15 protein-coding genes and 1 other RNA gene are annotated in these 19,502 nt (G+C 46.2%); 2 read left to right on the top strand and 14 right to left on the bottom strand.

What is annotated here, in order from left to right:
- Positions 1 to 29: 29 nt before the first annotated feature.
- From MHI25_RS00680 to rpoE, 11 genes are all read right to left on the bottom strand, one after another.
- The gene (locus tag MHI25_RS00680) at positions 30 to 341 is read right to left on the bottom strand and encodes a YbaB/EbfC family nucleoid-associated protein (protein ID WP_036679924.1); all 312 of its coding nucleotides are present in this window, start codon (positions 339 to 341) and stop codon (positions 30 to 32) included.
- A 47-nt stretch (positions 342 to 388) separates the two neighbouring features.
- Entirely contained in the window at positions 389 to 2,158 is a 1,770-nt protein-coding gene (dnaX, locus tag MHI25_RS00675; protein ID WP_340394805.1) for a DNA polymerase III subunit gamma/tau, read from the bottom strand.
- 137 nt (positions 2,159 to 2,295) lie between these two features.
- Positions 2,296 to 2,564: signal recognition particle sRNA large type (gene ffs, locus MHI25_RS00670), an RNA gene on the bottom strand.
- 117 nt (positions 2,565 to 2,681) lie between these two features.
- Complete coding sequence (gene rpmE / locus MHI25_RS00665; RefSeq protein ID WP_036679927.1) at positions 2,682 to 2,879, bottom strand: 50S ribosomal protein L31; 198 nt, start codon at positions 2,877 to 2,879, stop codon at positions 2,682 to 2,684.
- Between the two features lie 121 nt (positions 2,880 to 3,000).
- On the bottom strand, positions 3,001 to 4,278 hold the full coding sequence (locus MHI25_RS00660) for a radical SAM protein (RefSeq protein ID WP_038568079.1): 1,278 nt from the start codon (positions 4,276 to 4,278) through the stop codon (positions 3,001 to 3,003).
- A gap of 25 nt (positions 4,279 to 4,303) precedes the next feature.
- Positions 4,304 to 5,656 (bottom strand): transcription termination factor Rho, encoded by a 1,353-nt coding sequence (rho, locus tag MHI25_RS00655; protein ID WP_036679930.1) that lies wholly within the window; start codon positions 5,654 to 5,656, stop codon positions 4,304 to 4,306.
- 164 nt (positions 5,657 to 5,820) lie between these two features.
- The gene (locus MHI25_RS00650; RefSeq protein ID WP_036679932.1) at positions 5,821 to 7,074 is read right to left on the bottom strand and encodes a UDP-N-acetylglucosamine 1-carboxyvinyltransferase; all 1,254 of its coding nucleotides are present in this window, start codon (positions 7,072 to 7,074) and stop codon (positions 5,821 to 5,823) included.
- 188 nt (positions 7,075 to 7,262) lie between these two features.
- Entirely contained in the window at positions 7,263 to 8,117 is an 855-nt protein-coding gene (gene fba, locus MHI25_RS00645; RefSeq protein WP_036679934.1) for a class II fructose-1,6-bisphosphate aldolase, read from the bottom strand.
- Between the two features lie 207 nt (positions 8,118 to 8,324).
- Positions 8,325 to 8,711, bottom strand: coding sequence for a response regulator (locus MHI25_RS00640; protein ID WP_036679935.1), 387 nt, complete (start codon positions 8,709 to 8,711; stop codon positions 8,325 to 8,327).
- A 270-nt stretch (positions 8,712 to 8,981) separates the two neighbouring features.
- Positions 8,982 to 10,589, bottom strand: a complete 1,608-nt coding sequence (locus MHI25_RS00635; protein ID WP_076130377.1) for a CTP synthase — start codon at positions 10,587 to 10,589, stop codon at positions 8,982 to 8,984.
- Between the two features lie 325 nt (positions 10,590 to 10,914).
- On the bottom strand, positions 10,915 to 11,463 hold the full coding sequence (gene rpoE, locus MHI25_RS00630; protein WP_036679939.1) for a DNA-directed RNA polymerase subunit delta: 549 nt from the start codon (positions 11,461 to 11,463) through the stop codon (positions 10,915 to 10,917).
- A 460-nt stretch (positions 11,464 to 11,923) separates the two neighbouring features.
- Between rpoE and MHI25_RS00625 the strand changes: the two genes are divergently transcribed.
- Entirely contained in the window at positions 11,924 to 13,090 is a 1,167-nt protein-coding gene (locus MHI25_RS00625; RefSeq protein WP_036679942.1) for a S8 family peptidase, read from the top strand.
- Between the two features lie 128 nt (positions 13,091 to 13,218).
- Here the strand turns inward: MHI25_RS00625 and argS are convergent, their stop codons facing one another.
- The 3 genes from argS to MHI25_RS00610 all read right to left on the bottom strand — a co-directional run bounded on the left by argS (position 13,219) and on the right by MHI25_RS00610 (position 17,154).
- Entirely contained in the window at positions 13,219 to 14,904 is a 1,686-nt protein-coding gene (argS, locus tag MHI25_RS00620; RefSeq protein ID WP_036679944.1) for an arginine--tRNA ligase, read from the bottom strand.
- Positions 14,901 to 15,344 (bottom strand): DUF1934 domain-containing protein, encoded by a 444-nt coding sequence (locus MHI25_RS00615; protein WP_036679946.1) that lies wholly within the window; start codon positions 15,342 to 15,344, stop codon positions 14,901 to 14,903. Before MHI25_RS00615 ends, argS begins: the two co-directional genes overlap by 4 nt.
- Positions 15,345 to 15,969: 625 nt before the next feature.
- Entirely contained in the window at positions 15,970 to 17,154 is a 1,185-nt protein-coding gene (locus MHI25_RS00610) for a hypothetical protein (RefSeq protein ID WP_340394804.1), read from the bottom strand.
- Between the two features lie 181 nt (positions 17,155 to 17,335).
- Here MHI25_RS00610 and MHI25_RS00605 point away from each other — a divergent pair, with 181 nt between their 5' ends.
- A complete protein-coding gene (locus MHI25_RS00605) occupies positions 17,336 to 19,402 on the top strand; it encodes a PBP1A family penicillin-binding protein (RefSeq protein WP_076305518.1) in 2,067 nt (688 codons plus the stop codon).
- The last annotated feature ends 100 nt before the right edge of the window (positions 19,403 to 19,502 follow it).

Here is a 19,502-nt window from a genome sequence, read left to right as displayed (position 1 = left end):
TCTCCTTTAGACTGAAGTGGAGTGGGCTATTAGAACAAGCCTGGGATCTTCATTCCACCAGTGAATTTACCCATGTCATTGTTAGCAAGCTCTTCAGCTTGAGTCAATGCATCATTTACAGCAGTGATTACAAGATCTTGCAGCATTTCAACATCTTCCGGATCAACGGCTTCCGGTTTAATTTGAATAGACAGCAATTTTTTGTGGCCGTTTACTTGAACAGTAACTACGCCGCCACCTGATGAACCCTCAATAACCTTGCCTCCGAGTTCCTCTTGAGCTTTAAGCATTTGCTCCTGCATTTTCTTAACTTGCTTCATCATTTGGTTCATATTATTCATACATCGTCTCTCCTTTGGAATGCGCAATTAGCGCTAATATGTTTATATTACTCTTTTATGACAACAAGGTCTTCTCCAAAAAGCTGGATAGCCTCATCAATCCAAGGTTCAGGTTTAGCTCCTGCAGTATCGTGTTCATGCTCCAATTGCAGTTCTTCTTTGCCAGTCTGTCCCACAGACTTCTGGGCAGCTTCATTCCAGTCACGAAGCATCATGGTTACAAGTCTATAAGGTTTGCCTAGACGCGCTGCAAGCACACTCTCAATAACCTGTCTGTTTGCCGGCTTCTCAGTAGTATCGCGGTGAATCGTGTTCTTGAATGCAACAAGCACCGCATCCTCCATAATTGACACTGGCTCACCGTCTACAAACCATGCATGAACCGTTACCTTTTCCTCTTTTACTCCCTGCAGGACAAGGCTCCACTGTTTATAGATAGCTGCAAAATCGGGACTATCCTTACCAGCAATAAACCTATCTACGTTAGGAGGCATTTTGGAGGCTGAAGAAACCCGCGGTGTTGGAACCGCGTGCGATTTCGGTGCAGGAGCACCATCACGCCCTCCTCCGGAAATACCACCGGATTGCATTGCCTGTTCCAGCTTCTTCTCCAGTGCAGCGATCTGTCTTTTGAGAAGATCCAGTTCACCAGAGTCAATGCTCGAATGATTCGCGCTTACTCCGGCATTTGTTTCACCTAACGGAGCAAATGCGGCGCTCTGACTTACCTCTTGCTGCAAGCTGCAAAGCTTCATCAGCGCCACTTCAAACAGTGTCTGAGGATGTGTTGCGTATTTCATTTCACCTAGGTATTTATTGATTGTATCTACAATCTGAAATAGACGCTCCCGAGAAAATGCGGTGGCCATATCTTTAAATTCAGCAGGATTCAGCACCCTCTCTGTTAATTGATCGGCCTCGGGTACCATCTTAATCATCAATAAATCACGGAAATAATACATGAGATTCTCTAGGCATTTATCTGCACTTTTACCTTCATGCATAAGCTGCTCAACGAGCTCCAGAAGAAGACCCATATCACCTTCTAATATGGCAGTGGCAAGACGTGCAAATTGCTCGGAGGGAATTCCTCCTGTCATTCCTAACACTTGCTCGTACGTAACATTACCATCTGTAAAGGATGAAATCTGATCCAGCAAGCTCAATGCATCACGCATACCACCATCAGATAGACGGGCAATATACTGCAATGCGTTGTTATCCGCTGTAATCCCTTCCTTCTCACAAATAGCAGTCAGATGGGCGGTCTGTTCTTCTAACGCCACTCTACGGAAGTCAAAACGCTGACAACGGGAGATTATTGTCGCCGGCAACTTGTGAGGTTCCGTTGTCGCAAGAATGAACATCGCATGTGACGGCGGTTCCTCCAAAGTCTTTAATAGAGCATTAAAAGCTTCTGTCGTCAGCATATGCACTTCATCAATGATATACACTTTACGGCGCACCTCGGTAGGTGCATACTTCACCTTCTCACGCAGATCACGAATCTCCTCTACGCCCCGGTTTGATGCCGCATCTATTTCCTGCACATCCATTACATTACCCGCAGCGATTCGCAGGCAGGATGGACATTCGTTACAAGGTTCCGGACCTGGCCCACGTTCACAGTTAACCGCTTTAGCTAAGACTTTAGCAGCACTTGTCTTACCAGTTCCCCGCGGACCGCTGAACAGATAGGCATGCGAAACCCGCTGTTCACGAATTGCGTTCTGCAGCGTTTGGATAATGTGCTGTTGTCCAACCATGTCTTGAAACGACTGCGGCCGCCAAGCACGGTACAGCGCGATATGTTCCACTATGCATTACCCTCTCTTAAGCTGCCGCTTTCCCGGCATTTGTCGCAAATTTATTATACTATATTCATCGGCTATTGACCAAAAACAAAAAGCATCTTTGCTTGTGGCAAAGATGCTATGATAAACAGAATTATAAACCGTGCACCTGTTATTGATGGCTACGATCCAAGCGGCAACCCTACATGACTGCTCGAGTTAGGCCACCCTCCGGCACAAGAGTAATCTTACTTATGGCTGCTTCCTTCCGGACCTGACCAGGTTCATAAGCACTCATTGCGGAGGACCCAACTGTCAACACAGCCCGTAGGAACCAAGGCCTCACATCGATAGCACCTCTAACAGGAATTCAACCTCGCTACAGCGGATTGCGAGTTACAGGGCACCGCTACCTCCCCGTCTAGCACGGCGAAGATAAGTATAGCTCACGCTCGGACAAAAATCAACTCCAAGACATAAAATGAGCCCCTCAGCTATACAACTGGGGGCTCAATCTAACCGTTAAGCCGCAAAGCGACTGTTCAAATTAGATACCATATTTCTTCTTAAATTTATCAACGCGACCGCCGGCATCCAAGAACTTCTGCTTGCCAGTGAAGAACGGATGGCAGTTGGAGCAAATTTCGACACGAAGCTCTTGTTTAACAGAGCCAGCTTCGAAAGTGTTGCCACATGCGCAGGTTACCTTAGTTACATTATACTTTGGTTGAATTGCTTCTTGCATTTTGAATTTCACCTCTCATGCCCTAAGCCTCATGCGGACCCAGAGTTATATGATTACACTGTGGTATTTTAGCACGAAATATCAAATTGGGCAATATGTTTCATTTTTACATTTTAGCTGCTTAAATATTGATTCCCCGCCGCTTAGCCCGCGCCATATCTGCTGGTGGCACATGTGTATAAGAGCCTATAACTACATCCGGCAGTTCATCGCGGAAAATATCAAGCATCGTCTTCATCCCAAGGATTTCACCCTGGGCAGGAGGAATCAACTCTAAATAACTCTCCGGGTCAATGTTTAGATTGCGCATCTGAATAAGCTTAAGATCAGTACGTCTTACAAACTCCAGCATCGCTTCAATCTCTTCTTCGCGATCAGTCACTCCAGGGAAGATCAGATAATTGATCGATGTGTAAACCCCTTGCGAAGCAGCGTATTTCAAAGATTTTTCTACATTGGCCAATGTATAACCGCGTGGTTTGTAATAAGCATTATAATGGTCATCAAGGGCACTGATAGTGCTGACGCGCATCAAATCGAGCCCAGCATCAACGATTCCTCGCATATGATCGCTTAATCCCGCATTGGTGTTGATATTGATATAGCCCATATCAGTAATCGAGCGCACTTCACGAATAGCTTCTATAATAAGTTTTGCCTGCGTGGAAGGTTCCCCTTCACAGCCTTGTCCAAAGCTGATAATCGATTCAGGCGTCTTTAAATGCTCCAACATAACTTGTGAAATTTCGTTGACCGTAGGCCGGAAATTCATCCGAGTCTGCGGAGATACAAAGCCGCTATCATCAGGTTGCTCAGAAATACAGCCAAAACATCCAGCATTACATGAATAAGAGACGGGCACACCGCCCTCCCAACGCCCTAAAAAGGTATTAGAGGAAGTCAGGCATTCATAGCCAAGCGCACAGTTAGAAAGATGCTCATAGAGGCGGTTATCAGGATATTTGGCTGTCATCTCACCAACACTGACTTCAAGATCTTCTTTGTCACAATTAAGTGGATTCCATTTCTCTGGATTATCGGTAGGGTCTGCCGCAACATAGAACCCGCCATCCTTCCACACTACAGCCGAATACCCAAACAGAGGAAGCTTATAAGACTTATCTGTCTTCACATAACCAGGAAGACATAGACGAGTGTAGCCTTGCGGCAGCAGCGCTCCGACAGCCTGCGAACCTTCCGGCAAAGACATCATTTCACCCGTCTCAGGATTCATACCCACAGCACGTGTACTAGGCAAGCCCACGAGCGTAGCACCTTCTGGTAATGGAATTAATTCTTCCTCCAGCATTTCAACAATCATATCCCCACTACGGGCTAGCCCGTACAGTTCAGGATGATCATATACGTTTCCTTGCCCGTCGGCATATACCAAATACATGTTAGTCTCCTCTTATTATCAATTCTCAAGTTGTAGGTACTGAAGGTGTCTTCGCCCGTGTGGTACGACGAGCAGCTGTACCGCTGTTGGAGGTGCCTCCGTTACTTGCAGTCCCGTTTGGTGTTGTTTTTGCCCCAGCAACGTCAAAGGATGCCAAGAACTCAGCATTAGTCTTCGTATCACGCAGCTTTTTGATGAATCCCTCCACAAAATCGTAGGATTCGTTCATATTTTTGCGAATCGCCCAAATCGTATCCAGTTCTTCTTTGCTCAAGAGCACTTCTTCGCGACGTGTACCTGAACGACGAATATCGATAGCTGGGAATATCCGGCGTTCCGCCAATTTGCGGTCCAAATGAAGCTCCATATTACCGGTACCCTTAAATTCTTCATATATAATATCATCCATACGTGAGCCAGTATCTATTAATGCTGTTGCCAAAATAGTTAATGAGCCGCCTTCTTCCACATTCCGTGCAGAACCAAAAAACCGCTTCGGCCGGTGAAAAGCCGCCGGGTCAATCCCCCCGCTAAGTGTACGTCCAGATGGTGGAACCACCAGATTATAAGCACGCGCCAGACGCGTAATGCTATCCAAAAGAATAACTACATCCTTCTTGTGCTCAACTAAACGAAGTGCCCTTTGCAACACAAGCTCAGCCACTTTAATATGATTCTCTGGAAGCTCATCAAACGTCGATGCAACCACTTCGCCTTTTACAGAACGCTGCATATCGGTTACTTCTTCAGGACGTTCATCAATCAGCAATACAAAGAGCTCAATCTCAGGATTATTAGTGGAAATACTATTGGCAATTTCTTTTAAGAGGAGCGTTTTTCCTGCTTTTGGAGGTGCTACAATCAAACCCCGCTGCCCCAAACCTACAGGAGCGAGCAAATCCATTATTCGGGTAGACAAATGAGTAGGGGATGTTTCAAGCGGTAGCTTGTCTTGCGGATAAAGTGGTGTTAATGCTGGAAAATGAAGACGCTCCGCTGCACTAGCAGGGTTCTCGCCATTAACTGCATTGACTTGAAGCAGGCCAAAATATCGTTCATTTTCTTTTGGTGTCCGACATTTACCAGACACAAGATCTCCGCTTCTGAGATCAAACTTACGAATTTGTGAAGCTGAGATGTAAATATCTTCAGCACTGGGCAAATAGTTAATCGGCCTAAGAAATCCATAGCCCTCAGGCAAAATTTCTAGTACGCCTTCCATAAACATGAGACCGCTCTGCTCTGCCTGTGCCCGAAGGATCGCAAAGATCAGTTCCCGTTTCTTCAGCTGTCCGTAATAAGGAATCTGGTATTTCTTGGCCAGCTTATATAACTCGGTCAGCTTCATTTCTTCCAGATCGGAAATTTGAAGATCCATGTAATAACCACCTATTCAATTTTTAAATGAGTTCTTCCTAGTCTATCTACTAGGCAAAAATATGATTCTATTAAAATGCTCATTAGGTTAGTATTACCCCAAATGGAAGGAAATATGCGGTTTGGCCGCAAATTAATACTCCTTCCAAGCGGGATATCCTAATATTATTCATTCTCACGCCAAACATGAGCACCAAGTTGCCGAAGGTTGCTCACTAAATTATCATAACCACGATCAATATACTCTACGCCGGTCACTTCAGTAATACCATCTTCTACTGTTAACCCGGCAATGACAAGGGCTGCACCCGCACGCAGATCAGCTGCCTTTACTTTAGCAGCATTAAGTTTACTGCCCTCAATAATTGCAGATCGGCCTTCAACACGAATCTTTGCGCCCATTCTTACCAACTCTGGCACATGCTTGAAGCGGTTGCTGTAGACGAAATCGCTAAGCACACTAACCCCTTCTGCCTGTGTCAGCATACTTGTCATAGGAGATTGTAAATCTGTAGGAAATCCAGGATAGGTCAGTGCTTTAACATCTGCATGTTCATAATTAGCTCTACCTATAACTCGGATACTTTCATCAAGTTCTTCAATATCCACGCCCATCTCTAAAAGCTTGGCTGTTAAGGCTTCCAAGTGCTTAGGAATAACATTATCTATCAACACATTACCGCGCGTAGCCGCAGCGGCAATCATATAAGTTCCTGCTTGAATCCGATCGGGAATAATGGAATGACGGCAACCGTGCATTTCCGAGACCCCTTCGATCCGGATGGTTTCTGTACCAGCGCCTTTAATAACAGCGCCCATAGAGTTCAATAGGGTAGCTACATCTATAATCTCAGGCTCTTTAGCCGCATTTTCAATAATTGTAGAGCCTTTGGCTCGTGAAGCCGCCAGCATGATGTTTATAGTGGCACCTACGCTTGATACGTCCAGATAAATCTTCGCACCGCGTAGCTCTTTTGCATATAAGTGGATAGAACCATGTTCGTTGGTAACTGTTGCTCCCAAAGCCTCGAATCCCTTGATATGTTGATCAATTGGACGAGGTTCAAAATTACAGCCACCAGGAAGACCTATTGTCGCTTCTTTGAATCTTCCAAGCAGAGCTCCCATCATATAATACGAAGCTCTAAGTTTCTTAACCGGCCCATTGGGCATTGGAATAGATACAATACGTGAAGGGTCAATTCTCATCTGATTGCCTGACCAGGATACATTAGCGCCAAGCTCTTGCAAGATTTCGGAGTATACGGCTACATCACTAAGGGACGGTAAATTATCCAGAACAACTTCAGATTCGGCCAAAATTGCCGCAGGAATAAGCGCGATGGCACTATTCTTTGCTCCACTGATGGTTACAACGCCCTCTAGCGGACGTCCACCGCCAATCATTAATTTTTCCATAGATTTATCAATTTCCCCCTACGTGTATTGCAGCTGGGTGGGCAATACGTGCTGTGGACTTTTAGTGATGAAAATGGAAAGACACCGGCTAAGCGGTGTGCTTTCCTCATCAAACTATTAAACTGGACAGAGTAATAGCCCTATCCTTTAACAAATTGCTTGTCCACCTGAGGCGGAAGCTACAATGATTAGGCTTTGTTGTTGGATCCAAATTCGCGAATTTTACCAATAACGGTTTCTTTGATTGCATCGCGACCTGGTGCGATGAATGTACGTGGATCATAAGCATCAGGTTTAGCAGCTAGAACTTCGCGAACCACTTTTGCGAACACGATTTGGTTCTCAGTGTTCACGTTGATTTTGGAAGTACCCAGGGAGATGGCTTTCTTGATGTCATGTTCAGGAATACCTGTACCACCATGAAGAACCATTGGGATGTTAGTAGCGTCACGGATTTCTTCCATTTCTTTGAATCCGAGGTTAGGCTCGCCATGGTAAGGTCCATGAACGGAACCAAGTGCAGGAGCCAGGGTGTCGATACCTGTTTCTTTCACAATACGTACGCACTCATCAAGCTTAGCATACATGATGCCGCCGATAACGTCGTCTTCTTGTCCACCAACAGTACCTACTTCAGCTTCTACAGAAACGCCTTTAGCGTGAGCATATTCAACGACTTTTTTAGTCATATCGATGTTCTCATCGATTGGGTGATGGGAACCGTCGATCATTACGGATGTAAATCCAGCATCAATTGCTGCTTTACATTTATCAAAGCTAGATCCATGGTCAAGGTGGATAGCTACAGGAACAGTGATATTCATGTCAATAATTAGACCTTCAACCATTTTAACAACAGTAGTGAAGCCGCCCATGTGGCGTGCTGCGCCTTCAGATACACCAAGGATTACTGGTGATTTTTCTTGTTCAGCGGCACCAAGAATAGCTTGAGTCCACTCCAAGTTGTTAATGTTGTACTGACCTACTGCATATTTTCCTTCAAGTGCTTTGTTCAACATGTCTGTCATAGATACTAATGGCATGGTTTCATCCTCCTAAGAATGTTGGTTGGCTATGTTTTTAAACCGACATCACATACAGGCTTATTATAGCACATCCTGTGTCAAATACTAAATAGGGTAAACAAAAAAATGTCCCGGTGGGACGATTTTTATCCAGCCCATATAACAATTACACTCATCCTCTTCGGAGTCACCACGCGAAATAGGACCGATACAGAAATCACCGTTCTAACTGCATTGATCCACAGACTTGTTATGAAGATGCATGTTTACCGCTACGCGCATTTCGTCTATGTCGAACGGCTTTGTAAAATGCATTAACGCCCCTAGCTTGGTCGCCTCCTTAATCATGTCCAGTTCACCATATGCCGTCATCATAATGACCTTAATGGACGGATTGATCTCCTTTAGATGCTTCAGAATCTCGAGTCCATCCATTCCCGGTATTTTCATATCGAGTAAGACCAAATCGGGTGACTCGCTGCGAACAATGTCTAATGCCAATTTTCCGTTAGCCGCTTGAAATGTTGTATATCCCTCACTATTGAACACTTCCATAAGAAGAATCCGGATCCCATTCTGATCATCGACAATTAATACTTTCTTCTTTTCCATACGATACCCTCCCAGAAATTAAGGCAGATTGACTATACCGCGCTCTCCACAGCGACCGGCCCCTTTAGAAACTACTCCATACGAAACCTATTATTCGTGCTTTACTGTCCAAATCCTGCTAATTGGATAAAATGGGTAAATAAAGAGTCTAAAATGAAATAAATGTCAGTTACAATATTTCTATTAAAGGGTAATACAAAAAGAGAGCCTTCGGATGAAGGCTCTCTTCGACTATTTAAGAACCGAGGGTTCTTTCTGTCTGTGTATAAATTATTGCTGCTCGGAATGCGTCAAAGAGGCTTTGACAAATTCACGGAATAGCGGTTGCGGGCGGTTCGGACGTGAAGTGAATTCCGGGTGGAATTGAACCGAGAGGAACCACGGATGCTCTGGAAGCTCTACGATCTCAACTAGACGGCCATCCGGAGAAGTTCCGGAGATAACCAGTCCTGCTTTTTCAATTTCGTCACGGTAAGCATTGTTGAACTCATACCGGTGACGGTGACGCTCATATACCAGTTCATCATCATAGCAAGACATTGCCAGAGAGTCCGGAATAATCTTACAAGGATACAACCCAAGACGCATAGTGCCGCCCATATCTTCAATATCTTTTTGCTCAGGAAGCAAATCAATCAATGGATATTGTGTATTTGGATCGATTTCGGAGCTGTTTGCACCTTGTAGTCCAAGAACAGAACGGCCATATTCAATTACAGAAACCTGCATTCCAAGGCAAATGCCAAAGAAAGGTATCAATTGCTCACGGGCATAACGAATAGCGGAGATTTTACCTTCGATTCCCCGATCACCGAAACCACCAGGAACAAGAATACCGCCAATACCACGCAGCATTTCGTCCACGTTCTCATCCGTAATTTCCTCTGCATTCACCCAGCGGATCTTAACCTCTGCATTCGCAGCAAAACCTGCGTGTGAAAGTGATTCAACAACGCTCAAATAAGCGTCATGCAGTGCTACGTACTTACCTACAATTGCGATTTCTACTGTCTTCTCTAATTTCTGAATCCGGCTAAGCATACTTTCCCATTCGCGCATATCTGGCGCAGGTGTTGTAAGCTTCAAATGATTAACAACAATCTCGTCCAATCCTTCATCACGAAGGTTCAATGGAACTTCATATAACGTCGAAGCATCGCGGCATTCCACAACAGCATTAGCATCAATATCGCAAAAGAGTGCGATTTTGGCTTTCATATCTGCGGAAAGCTCATATTCCGTACGGCATACGATGACATTCGGTTGAATACCGATACTGCGCAGCTCTTTAACGCTATGCTGTGTCGGCTTCGTCTTCACTTCTCCAGCAGCCTTGATATAAGGAATCAAGGTTACGTGGATATACATCACATTTTCCCGGCCAATATCACTCTTGATTTGACGAATCGCTTCCAGGAACGGAAGACTTTCAATATCCCCTACAGTACCGCCGATCTCTGTGATAACAACATCAGAGTTGGTCTCGCGGCCCGCGCGGAACACGCGTTCTTTGATCTCATTCGTAATATGCGGGATAACTTGTACAGTTCCACCCAAGTACTCTCCACGACGTTCCTTGCTGATTACGGATGAATAGATCTTACCTGTCGTCACATTGCTGTTCTTCGACAGATTGATATCAATAAACCGTTCATAGTGCCCAAGGTCAAGGTCAGTCTCTGCACCGTCATCCGTTACGAAGACTTCTCCGTGCTGGTAAGGGCTCATTGTTCCAGGGTCTACGTTAAGATACGGATCAAATTTCTGAATCGTTACCTTTAGACCTCTGTTCTTGAGCAGCCTGCCCAGCGAAGCGGCGGTAATGCCTTTACCCAGGGAAGACACAACGCCACCCGTTACAAAAATATACTTTGTCACTGTAAAACCCTCCTAAATAAAGTCCAAACATAAAAGCGGCACATGGTGTTTATCGTAACCCGTTTTACTATCATCAAAACAGGGGAAATCAAAAGTTTAATTCACCGGGGAAAACATAAACCGTCATCCCTCAAATTCCATTAATCTACAGCTACTTTGCATCTAAAAAAACAAAAAAGTGACACCCGTAGAACCGGGGCACTTTTTATTTTAGAAAACACGTTTATTAACTTACATGATAAGCCCATGCAATAGTTTACTCTGACGATCCCCCACTGTCAAGGGAGGAATTATGCCACAGACAAGACTCTTCTGATTATTGATCTTACTTGTCATCCTCGGAATCTTCATCGTCGCCATCTTCTGCATCGTCTTCGTCCGTATCGTCTTCGTCTATGTCATCTTCATCGATCACGACATCTTCGTCGACTTCTTCTTCGCTGTCGTCGTCAGAATAGAGGTCGTCGCGATCTTCATCGATAGCGTCGAAATCCTCTTCTTCAGCTGTGTAGTTTTCTTCTTCATCAGCAAAATCGTCATCTTCCAAATCATCGTCTTCATCGTTGATGATGCGCACCCGTTTAGTGTTACCAACCGGATCATCGGAGCGCTCAAGAGGATACCAGCGTTTCAGTCCCCAAAGGTTGGTTCCGACACAGGCAAAACGCCCGTCAATGTTAATCTCGGTATATAACTGGGCAATAGTATCTTGGCTTTCTTGATCGGTCATGCCGCGTAACTTGGCTACCTCGACCATCAGATCACGGTAATAATACGGTGTATTGGCTGCTTTAAGCACCAGAAAGGCAAGATCCACCATTGGCATTTCTTTAACTTTCTCAGGGTCTAGCTTTAAATTGAGTGGCGTACTCACTAAAGGACACTTCCTCTCACGCATTGTTCACATTACGGTTTATTTCAATAATATCCATTAACAAAACTAAGTAAAACCTATTTAACAACAAAATGCAAGTCAAATGCAAGAACCGTCCAACAGAAAAAGCCTCCTGCTTATTATCCATACAGGAAACCTGTCTTCATCAAGAAGAGTTGATATGTAATTGTAGCAAGGTTCGCCGCACCCAAAGTTTTTAGAAATGGGATTTAAAAAGGCGGAGGAAGACCTCCGCGCATGACTGTATCCACGCCAAGGATCGGCTCCTTACGGGATGTTACAAAGAGAGTTTTAATCTCTTCTGTTTATTTTATGTAAAGCGCCGTCTTTTGACACGCTGGGCAGCCCATTTCCTTAAAAAAGGGCAAGTTCCCATTCGGACCCCTCCCTCCGCTCATACAATATGGCAGCAGGGCACCGAGGAGGGACAGCGAAACCTATGGACTATTACAAATTTTGGAACATGCTTCTTGAAGAAATATCGGTTGCCCCCAAAAATGGTGAGCGGCGTATTCTTACCTTCAACGATCCCCGCCAGTATGCCGGAGCTTTCTCACAATGGAAGGCTCTAAAAGCAAAGCAGCCCGAGCTGCGGCAAGTACAGGTATCTCCGCTGATTCGGGCCTTCTTCGTGCCCGCTGCCGCTGGAAAGCTGATGAACCGATTTGCAGACCTTCTAAATGTCGAAGACGATCTGCAAATCCAAATCCATTCCATAGCTAACGAAAAAAGCGGAATCGCAGCGCTCCCATGGGGGGTGAAAGCGATTCATGCTCCTCAGGCATGGTCTAAATCAACCGGAGTTCACGTCAAAATCGGCGTCATTGACACCGGCGCGGATTACCGTCATCCCGATCTGAAGCATTCATTAGCCACTGGAGTCAACCTACTACACCGCGGAATGCTGCCGCTGGATGATAATGGGCACGGAACTCATATCGCCGGAACCTTAGCGGCAGCAGGGGGGAATCGCGGAATGATGGGAGTGGCGCCGCGAGCGCTGCTATATCCAGTCAAGGCTTTTGATCATAGTGGATCAGCCTATGTATCCGATATTGTGCTAGGTATTGATTGGTGTGTGCAGAACCGAATCGACGTCATTAATATGAGCTTTGGAATGAAGACTAGAAGCAAGGCGCTCCACAATGTGGTTATAAAAGCGTATCGGGCCGGAATCGCCGTCATTGCCTCCTCTGGGAATGACGGCAAACGTGGCGGGGACTATCCCGCACGTTATCCCGAGACGATAGCCGTGGGTGCCATCGATAAGAGACACCGGGTTGCCGGCTTCAGCAATCGCGGTTCATATATCGATGTATACGCGCCCGGCGAAGGCGTGCCCTCCTGCTGGCTGAAGGAGGGCTACAAAGAAATGAGCGGCACCTCCATGGCGACCTCGCATGTCACGGGAGCCGCCGCACTGCTGCTCGCACTGCGACCGGGCCTCACGCCAAGGGAGCTGAAGCTGCTCTTGCGCCGCACCGCGTCCCCGGTGCGGCTGCGTAAGGGGCAGCGCCGCGCATCCCTAGGCGGCGGCTCTGCCGATGCCCTACGCCTGCTGAGAGCAGGAGTAAGGGCGAAGCGTTCGGTCTCCGCGAACGTGTAGACCCCGCCCGGGCACCGGGTGGGTCACTCTGACGTTAGCGCAGCTGATGCCGGTGCGAAGAACGGCAGCAAAGAAAAATCCGCCCCCCAGGAAACCGGAAGGCGGATTTTTTGTCGTTTGCTGTTGATTTACATGCGATCCGGTGCAGAAACTCCGACAAGACGCAGTACATTGGCAATAGTAGTACGTGTTGCGCCAAGCAGAGCAAGACGCGCCACGGTTTGAGCAGCATCCTCAGTAATTACACGTTCAGCTTTGTAATAACTGTGGAACATCGCAGCCAGCTCATATACATAACGAATGAGGCGATGTGGAGCATAACCTTCAGCCGCAACAGCGATTTCTGCCGGGAGCTCACCAATTTTGCGCAGCAGGTCATATTCATGCACTGCTGTCAGCTTGGAGAAGTCAATTTCAGCGTAATCAGGGATAGAAATCCCTTGCTCCTCTGCCTGACGGAAAATACTGCAAATACGCGCATGCGCATATTGAACATAGAATACAGGATTTTCATTAGAAGTAGAGATCGCCAAATCCATATCGAAATCAAGATGAGAATCCATGCTGCGCATGGTGAAGAAATAACGAATCGCATCGATCCCTACTTCCTCCATCAAATCTTCCATCGTAACCGCTTTGCCGGTACGTTTGGACATTTTGACCTTTTCACCATTCTGGAACAGGCTGACCATCTGAGCAATCAGAACCACTAGCTTCTCAGGATCATTGCCAAGGGCTGACATTGCCGCCTTCATCCGCGGAATATAACCATGGTGATCAGCGCCCCAAATGTTAATCATTTTATCGTAACCGCGGCCATACTTATCGCTGTGATAAGCAATATCCGGGGTAAGGTAGGTATATGTGCCATCATTTTTGATCAAGACACGGTCTTTATCATCCCCGTATTTTGTCGTTTGCAGCCAGGTTGCCCCATCTTGCTCATACACTTCTCCACGATCACGGAGCTCGTCCAGCGAGCGCAGTACTTCTCCGTTCTCATACAGCGAGGTTTCACTGAACCAGATATCGAAGTTTACACGGAAAAGACCTAGATCACGTTTGATTTTATCCAACTCTTTATTAAGTCCATAGGTCCGGAAAAAAGCAGCGCGCTCACTAGGGCTCATCTCGAGCAAGGTATCGCCCTTTTCTGCCACAAGCTCCTTCGCAAAACCCTTAATATCCTCACCATGGTAACCATCTTCCGGCATTTCTGCCTCTTGTCCCAGCTCCTGAAGGTATCTGGTTTCAATGGATTTACACAGATTAGCCACTTGGTTACCGGCATCATTAATATAATATTCCCGGGTCACCTCATAACCTGCATAATCAAGCACATTACACAGCGCATCACCGACAGCAGCACCACGGGCATGCCCTAAATGTAGGCTACCCGTTGGATTGGCACTGACGAACTCCATTTCAACCTTCTGACCTTGACCCAGATTAATACGGCCATAGTCATCCCCCTGCTCAGCAACAAGGCTGATGATTGGGTACAAGTAATTCTTAGACAGGGTAAAGTTAATAAAGCCTGGTCCTGCAATCTCCGCTTTCTCAATAGAAGCTCGGCTCGTATCCAAATGCTCAATAATAGCTTCAGCAATCTGGCGTGGATTACGTTTAGCAATTTTGGTCAACTGCATGGCAGCATTCGTAGCCAAATCACCATGCGCCTTATCTCTTGGCACTTCAAGTACAATATCCGGAACCTCTTCCGGTGCAACCAGCCCAGCATTCACAATCGCATCGGCGATGGCTTCTTTTACCCGTTCATTTACAAGCTCTAACGGATTCTTACTATGTGTCATAATTTCGGTTCCTCCTGTATATGCAAACTAATAGCGAACTTTCCTGTCAATTCCTCGTAAACGTACAAATCATATTCCCAGGCAACCGTTAAAGAACGCCCTTCGCGCACAACTTCCAGCTTGTTCGTTTCCGTAGAAAGATTGAACTGCGTATATGGCGAGCGGTAGAATCCTGGCAGACGCCGTCCAGCTTCAAAGCTCTGCTCCGACTGAATCCCGCCATGGCGGATTAGCTTCAGTTGATTGCCTGCAATCTTTATCGTTGTACGAACAGAAACTTCCTCTCCGCGAGGACCCTGCTCTAATTCTTCATATTGAATATATAGATGCGGTCCCTTGGATGTTACTTCTCCATTCGCTTCCATAACATTTCGCTGACCATCTTGAAGGCTCACGAGCGTAATAGAGACATCATATTTGTCAGACTGTATTTCAGGCATCACACGTTCCTCCATTCTGCAAGCCTCTGCATTCTGCATAAGAAAAACGTCTAATGGCAAAGCTTAAACATTTTTATATTAATCAAAGGCCTATTTCGCTTTCCCATTGTACACTATAATCCAGTTCAAAGAAGTATTTCAATACAGAATCAAGCATATCTTCATAAGCACATAAAATATTACCATATTGATGATTAAAAGCACACTTTGAACGTCCATTCTCTATGTATATCATTTACTTCGATTATATTTGCACCTACCAAGCACCTATCGGACATAGATGACCTTAAACGCAGTATGATTCCATATTCGGTGTGATAACGGACCCCTTAGTCGCTATTGGCATAAAAAGCAACCCATTTGAACCTCTTTCTAGGCGATAGTGTTACTGGAGTCCGAAACCCTATCCCAAAGGCCGAAAATTTGCAAATAACGTCAACTGGGTCCGTACCCCTCCGAGGATGAGGGATCTGATAAGGCCACTGATAAGGGTACTATTCAAGCAAGCAACCAAGGATAAAAAATACAGAGCAGCGATTCTCCAAGTATCCGGAGAATCGCTGCTCTGCTGTTTATTTGCGATGTTTACAATACTTCGGACCCTTATATTTTTTATTGAAGAGAATTATTGGGTCATCACTTTTAAAGAAAACCTGCGTTCCCATGAAGCTCCGCCGTCTTTGGTCACATACAAGGAAGAGTAATCAAGCTCACGGATGGCGAGCCAGCCCTCTTTATTACTAGTGAAGGAGATTACCCCGTCATAACCAGCGAGCTCCGGAAGATTAGTCCATTGCTTACCGCCGTTATAAGAGCGTCCAACTGCCACTTTCTCTGCTGCTGGAGAAAATCCCACTAAAAAAGATGTGCTGTTTCCCACAAGCTGCAGGTTCCCGGGTTTGCCAGCGGCTGGCCCTTTATTGAATTCAGCCTTGCCACTGCCTGGTGCAGGTCCGCCGCCGGCAGTTTCCTGAGCGATCACACGATTCCAACTTTTCCCCCTGTTCGCACTTTCATACAGCGAGTAGGAGGTCTGACTCATCCCCGTACCGCCATAGAGCACTACAGCGACCTGATCTCCCTTAGCGGAGATTTGTCCAAACTCGGGCTCGGCAAAAGCCGCCTTCAGTGAAAGGCTCCAAGTTCCCCCTCCATCTGTGGTCTTCATTACCCGATATCCGCTTCCCGGCACGATTACAACCGCCCAGCCGGTATTCCGGTCACTAAAATAAGCGCCTCGTGTATTGGGTGGGGTGGAAATTTTACTCCAGCTCAGCCCCCCGTCTTTGGTGTAAAACGTGGCGGCTCTCTCATAAGCAAAACCTTTCTTACTATCGATAAAATTTATTCTTTCAAAGCTGACGGCTTTGGTCGAAAGTCTCTTCCACTCCGAGCCACCGTTAGAGGTACCAATTAAATATTGAGCCTGCCCCTCCTCTACAGAAGCAAGAGCAAAGCCATGTACATTATCGGGAAAATCGAATTGTTTGAAGCCCCATTGTCCTTGATAGATCTCTTGAAAATGGCAACCTCCGTCAGAGGTACCAATCATAAATCCATTACCTGCTGCCCGTCCAATATTCCGATTCAAAAACTGAACATCAGAAAAGCTTAGCGGTGTAGATACATCACCTGAATGCTTGTTTTGCAGGGCCTGTAGCAAGCCGTGATCTCCCGTGCCGCAAGTCGCTGGTGCTGGTGCAGCCGCAGCATGTACAGAAGTTACAGGTGCACTCCAGCCTGAAACCATAATAAGCGTCGCCGAGAGGGCGGTTATTGTCGTCTTATGAATCCTTTTCATCCATTTCATGATGACACCTCCTAATATGTATATACCCTTACTCACAATCCCTACTCTGTTATACCGCCAGAGAGGATACCCTATCTACCTTAAACAATCACAAAATAGAAACAATTTGTTACCCTCCATATCCCTAATGAATATCCTTCCAGATCCTTCCCCATAATATGAAAGAAAGGAGTCTGGTGCCATGACACGCGAATCAACGAATCCACCGAAACGAAAAAGCCGCTTCCGGCGTTTATTTCGGCTGCTGGCAGCCTTGATCATATTATTTGTATTAACCACCGGAGCTCTGCTCGGTTATCTATATCAAAAAGATCTTCCACCGATTAGCGATGATGTGCGCTCCAAGCTGTTTGACTCCCGGGGCAATGTTCTTGCCACCTTTACCTCAGACGGCCGCAGCCGTGAACCCGTCAAATTAAGTCAAATTTCTCCCCTGCTCATTGAAGCTACACTAGCAGTCGAGGATCGTAAATTTTATGAGCATTCCGGATTTGATCTGAAAGGGATGGCACGAGCTGTTCTTGTCAATCTGGAAGAGGGGAACCGGTCGCAGGGTGCTAGTACGCTAACTCAACAGCTCGCACGTAACCTCTACCTATCCCATGAAAAAACGTGGACGCGCAAGGCTAAAGAAGCTGTCTATACGATGCAGCTGGAGATGAAATACAGCAAAGATGAAATCCTGAACATGTATTTAAATAATATCTATTATGGCCACGGTGCTTACGGCATTGAAGCAGCCTCACGGATGTATTTTGGTAAATCTGCAGCTGATTTAGACCTGGCAGAGAGTACCATGCTGGCTGGAATTCCAAAGGGACCTACCTATTATTCACCATACAACCACATGGACAATGCTAAAAAGCGCCAGAGAATCATCCTGACCGTCATGGCGAATTTAGGTAATATCACTCAGGAAGAAGCCGGACAAGCTGTCCAAGAGAACTTAAACTTCAAGCCGCAAGGGCAAAAGGATACGCTTGTAGCTGCGCCTTATTTCCGGGATTATATCCGCAATTTGGCTATAGAATCGCTCCACATCAGTAATGATGAGCTGGAGCAAGGCGGACTAAATGTCTATACCACCCTTGACCCTGACATGCAGCATGCCGCAGAAAATGCCGTTGACACAGAGATGGATCAAACTAGTGATCTGGAGACTGCGCTTGTATCCATCGATCCTCGCACCGGTTACATCAAAGCAATGGTCGGCGGAAAAAATTATCGTACCAACCAGTACAATCATGCTTTGGCCACCACACGCCAGCCGGGTTCTTCCTTTAAGCCGATTATGTATTTGGCCGCACTCTCTTCCAAAGAGATGACAGGACTTTCGGTCTTCAATAGTCAGCCAACGATGTTTCATTATGATAACAACCGCAAAACGTATCAGCCCCGAAACTTTGGGGATAAGTATCTGGGTGAAATTAATATGCGGCAAGCTATCGCAGCATCGGACAATATCTATGCTGTTAATACAATTATGAAGATCGGCGCGGATAAAGTAAGCGAAATGGCTGCGAAGATGGGCATTGACAGTCCACTTCAAAGCGTACCTTCGCTGGCACTAGGCACTTCACCGATCAGTCCGCTTGAAATGGCTGCGGCTTTTGCTGTAATTGGAAACAGCGGTCAGAAAATGCCGACCACAGCCATTCTAAAAATAACCGATTCAAATGGCATGGTCCTGTATGAAGCACCTCAACCCAAAGGAGTAACCGTCGTAGAACCTTCAGCTGCCTATGTCCTGACTCGTTTAATGGAGGGGGTATTCGAGACTGGGGGGACGGGCAATCGTGTGGCTTCCATAATCAAACGTCCGGTAGCCGGCAAGACCGGCACTACGGATACAGATGGCTGGATGGTAGGATTCACCCCGGAGCTATCCACGGCAGTCTGGGTTGGATACGACAAGGGGCGCGACATCGCAACTACCGACGGACGGCGTGCGGCTCCTATTTTCGCCCAATTTACTGAAAAAGCGCTGGAAAATGTCCCTCCAAAAATTTTCCCCATTCCAGATGGAGTGGTCAGCGTATACGTCAATCCGCAATCCGGTAAACTTGCTACAGCAGCATGTCCCGACAAAGAACTGGAAACCTTTATTAGTGGAACTGAGCCCACCGAATACTGCGAATTGCATGGAACTGGCGCCGCTCCTGCTGTCGATGACACACAAAGCAAGGTAGATCCTGCTGAAGAGAATCGTTCCCTATGGAAGAACATTAAACGCTGGTGGTTGAATTAGCTCCTTCATTTATATTGAAGGGATTTTTCTTTTTTTATAAGTTATATATTGTAGTAACAACAGGATTTCCAAATTCAAATATCACTTATCACATAAGGGA

Source organism: Paenibacillus sp. FSL E2-0177 (assembly GCF_037992975.1).
GTDB lineage: Bacteria > Bacillota > Bacilli > Paenibacillales > Paenibacillaceae > Paenibacillus_AQ > Paenibacillus_AQ odorifer.
This window is presented reverse-complemented; position numbering and strand designations above follow the sequence as displayed.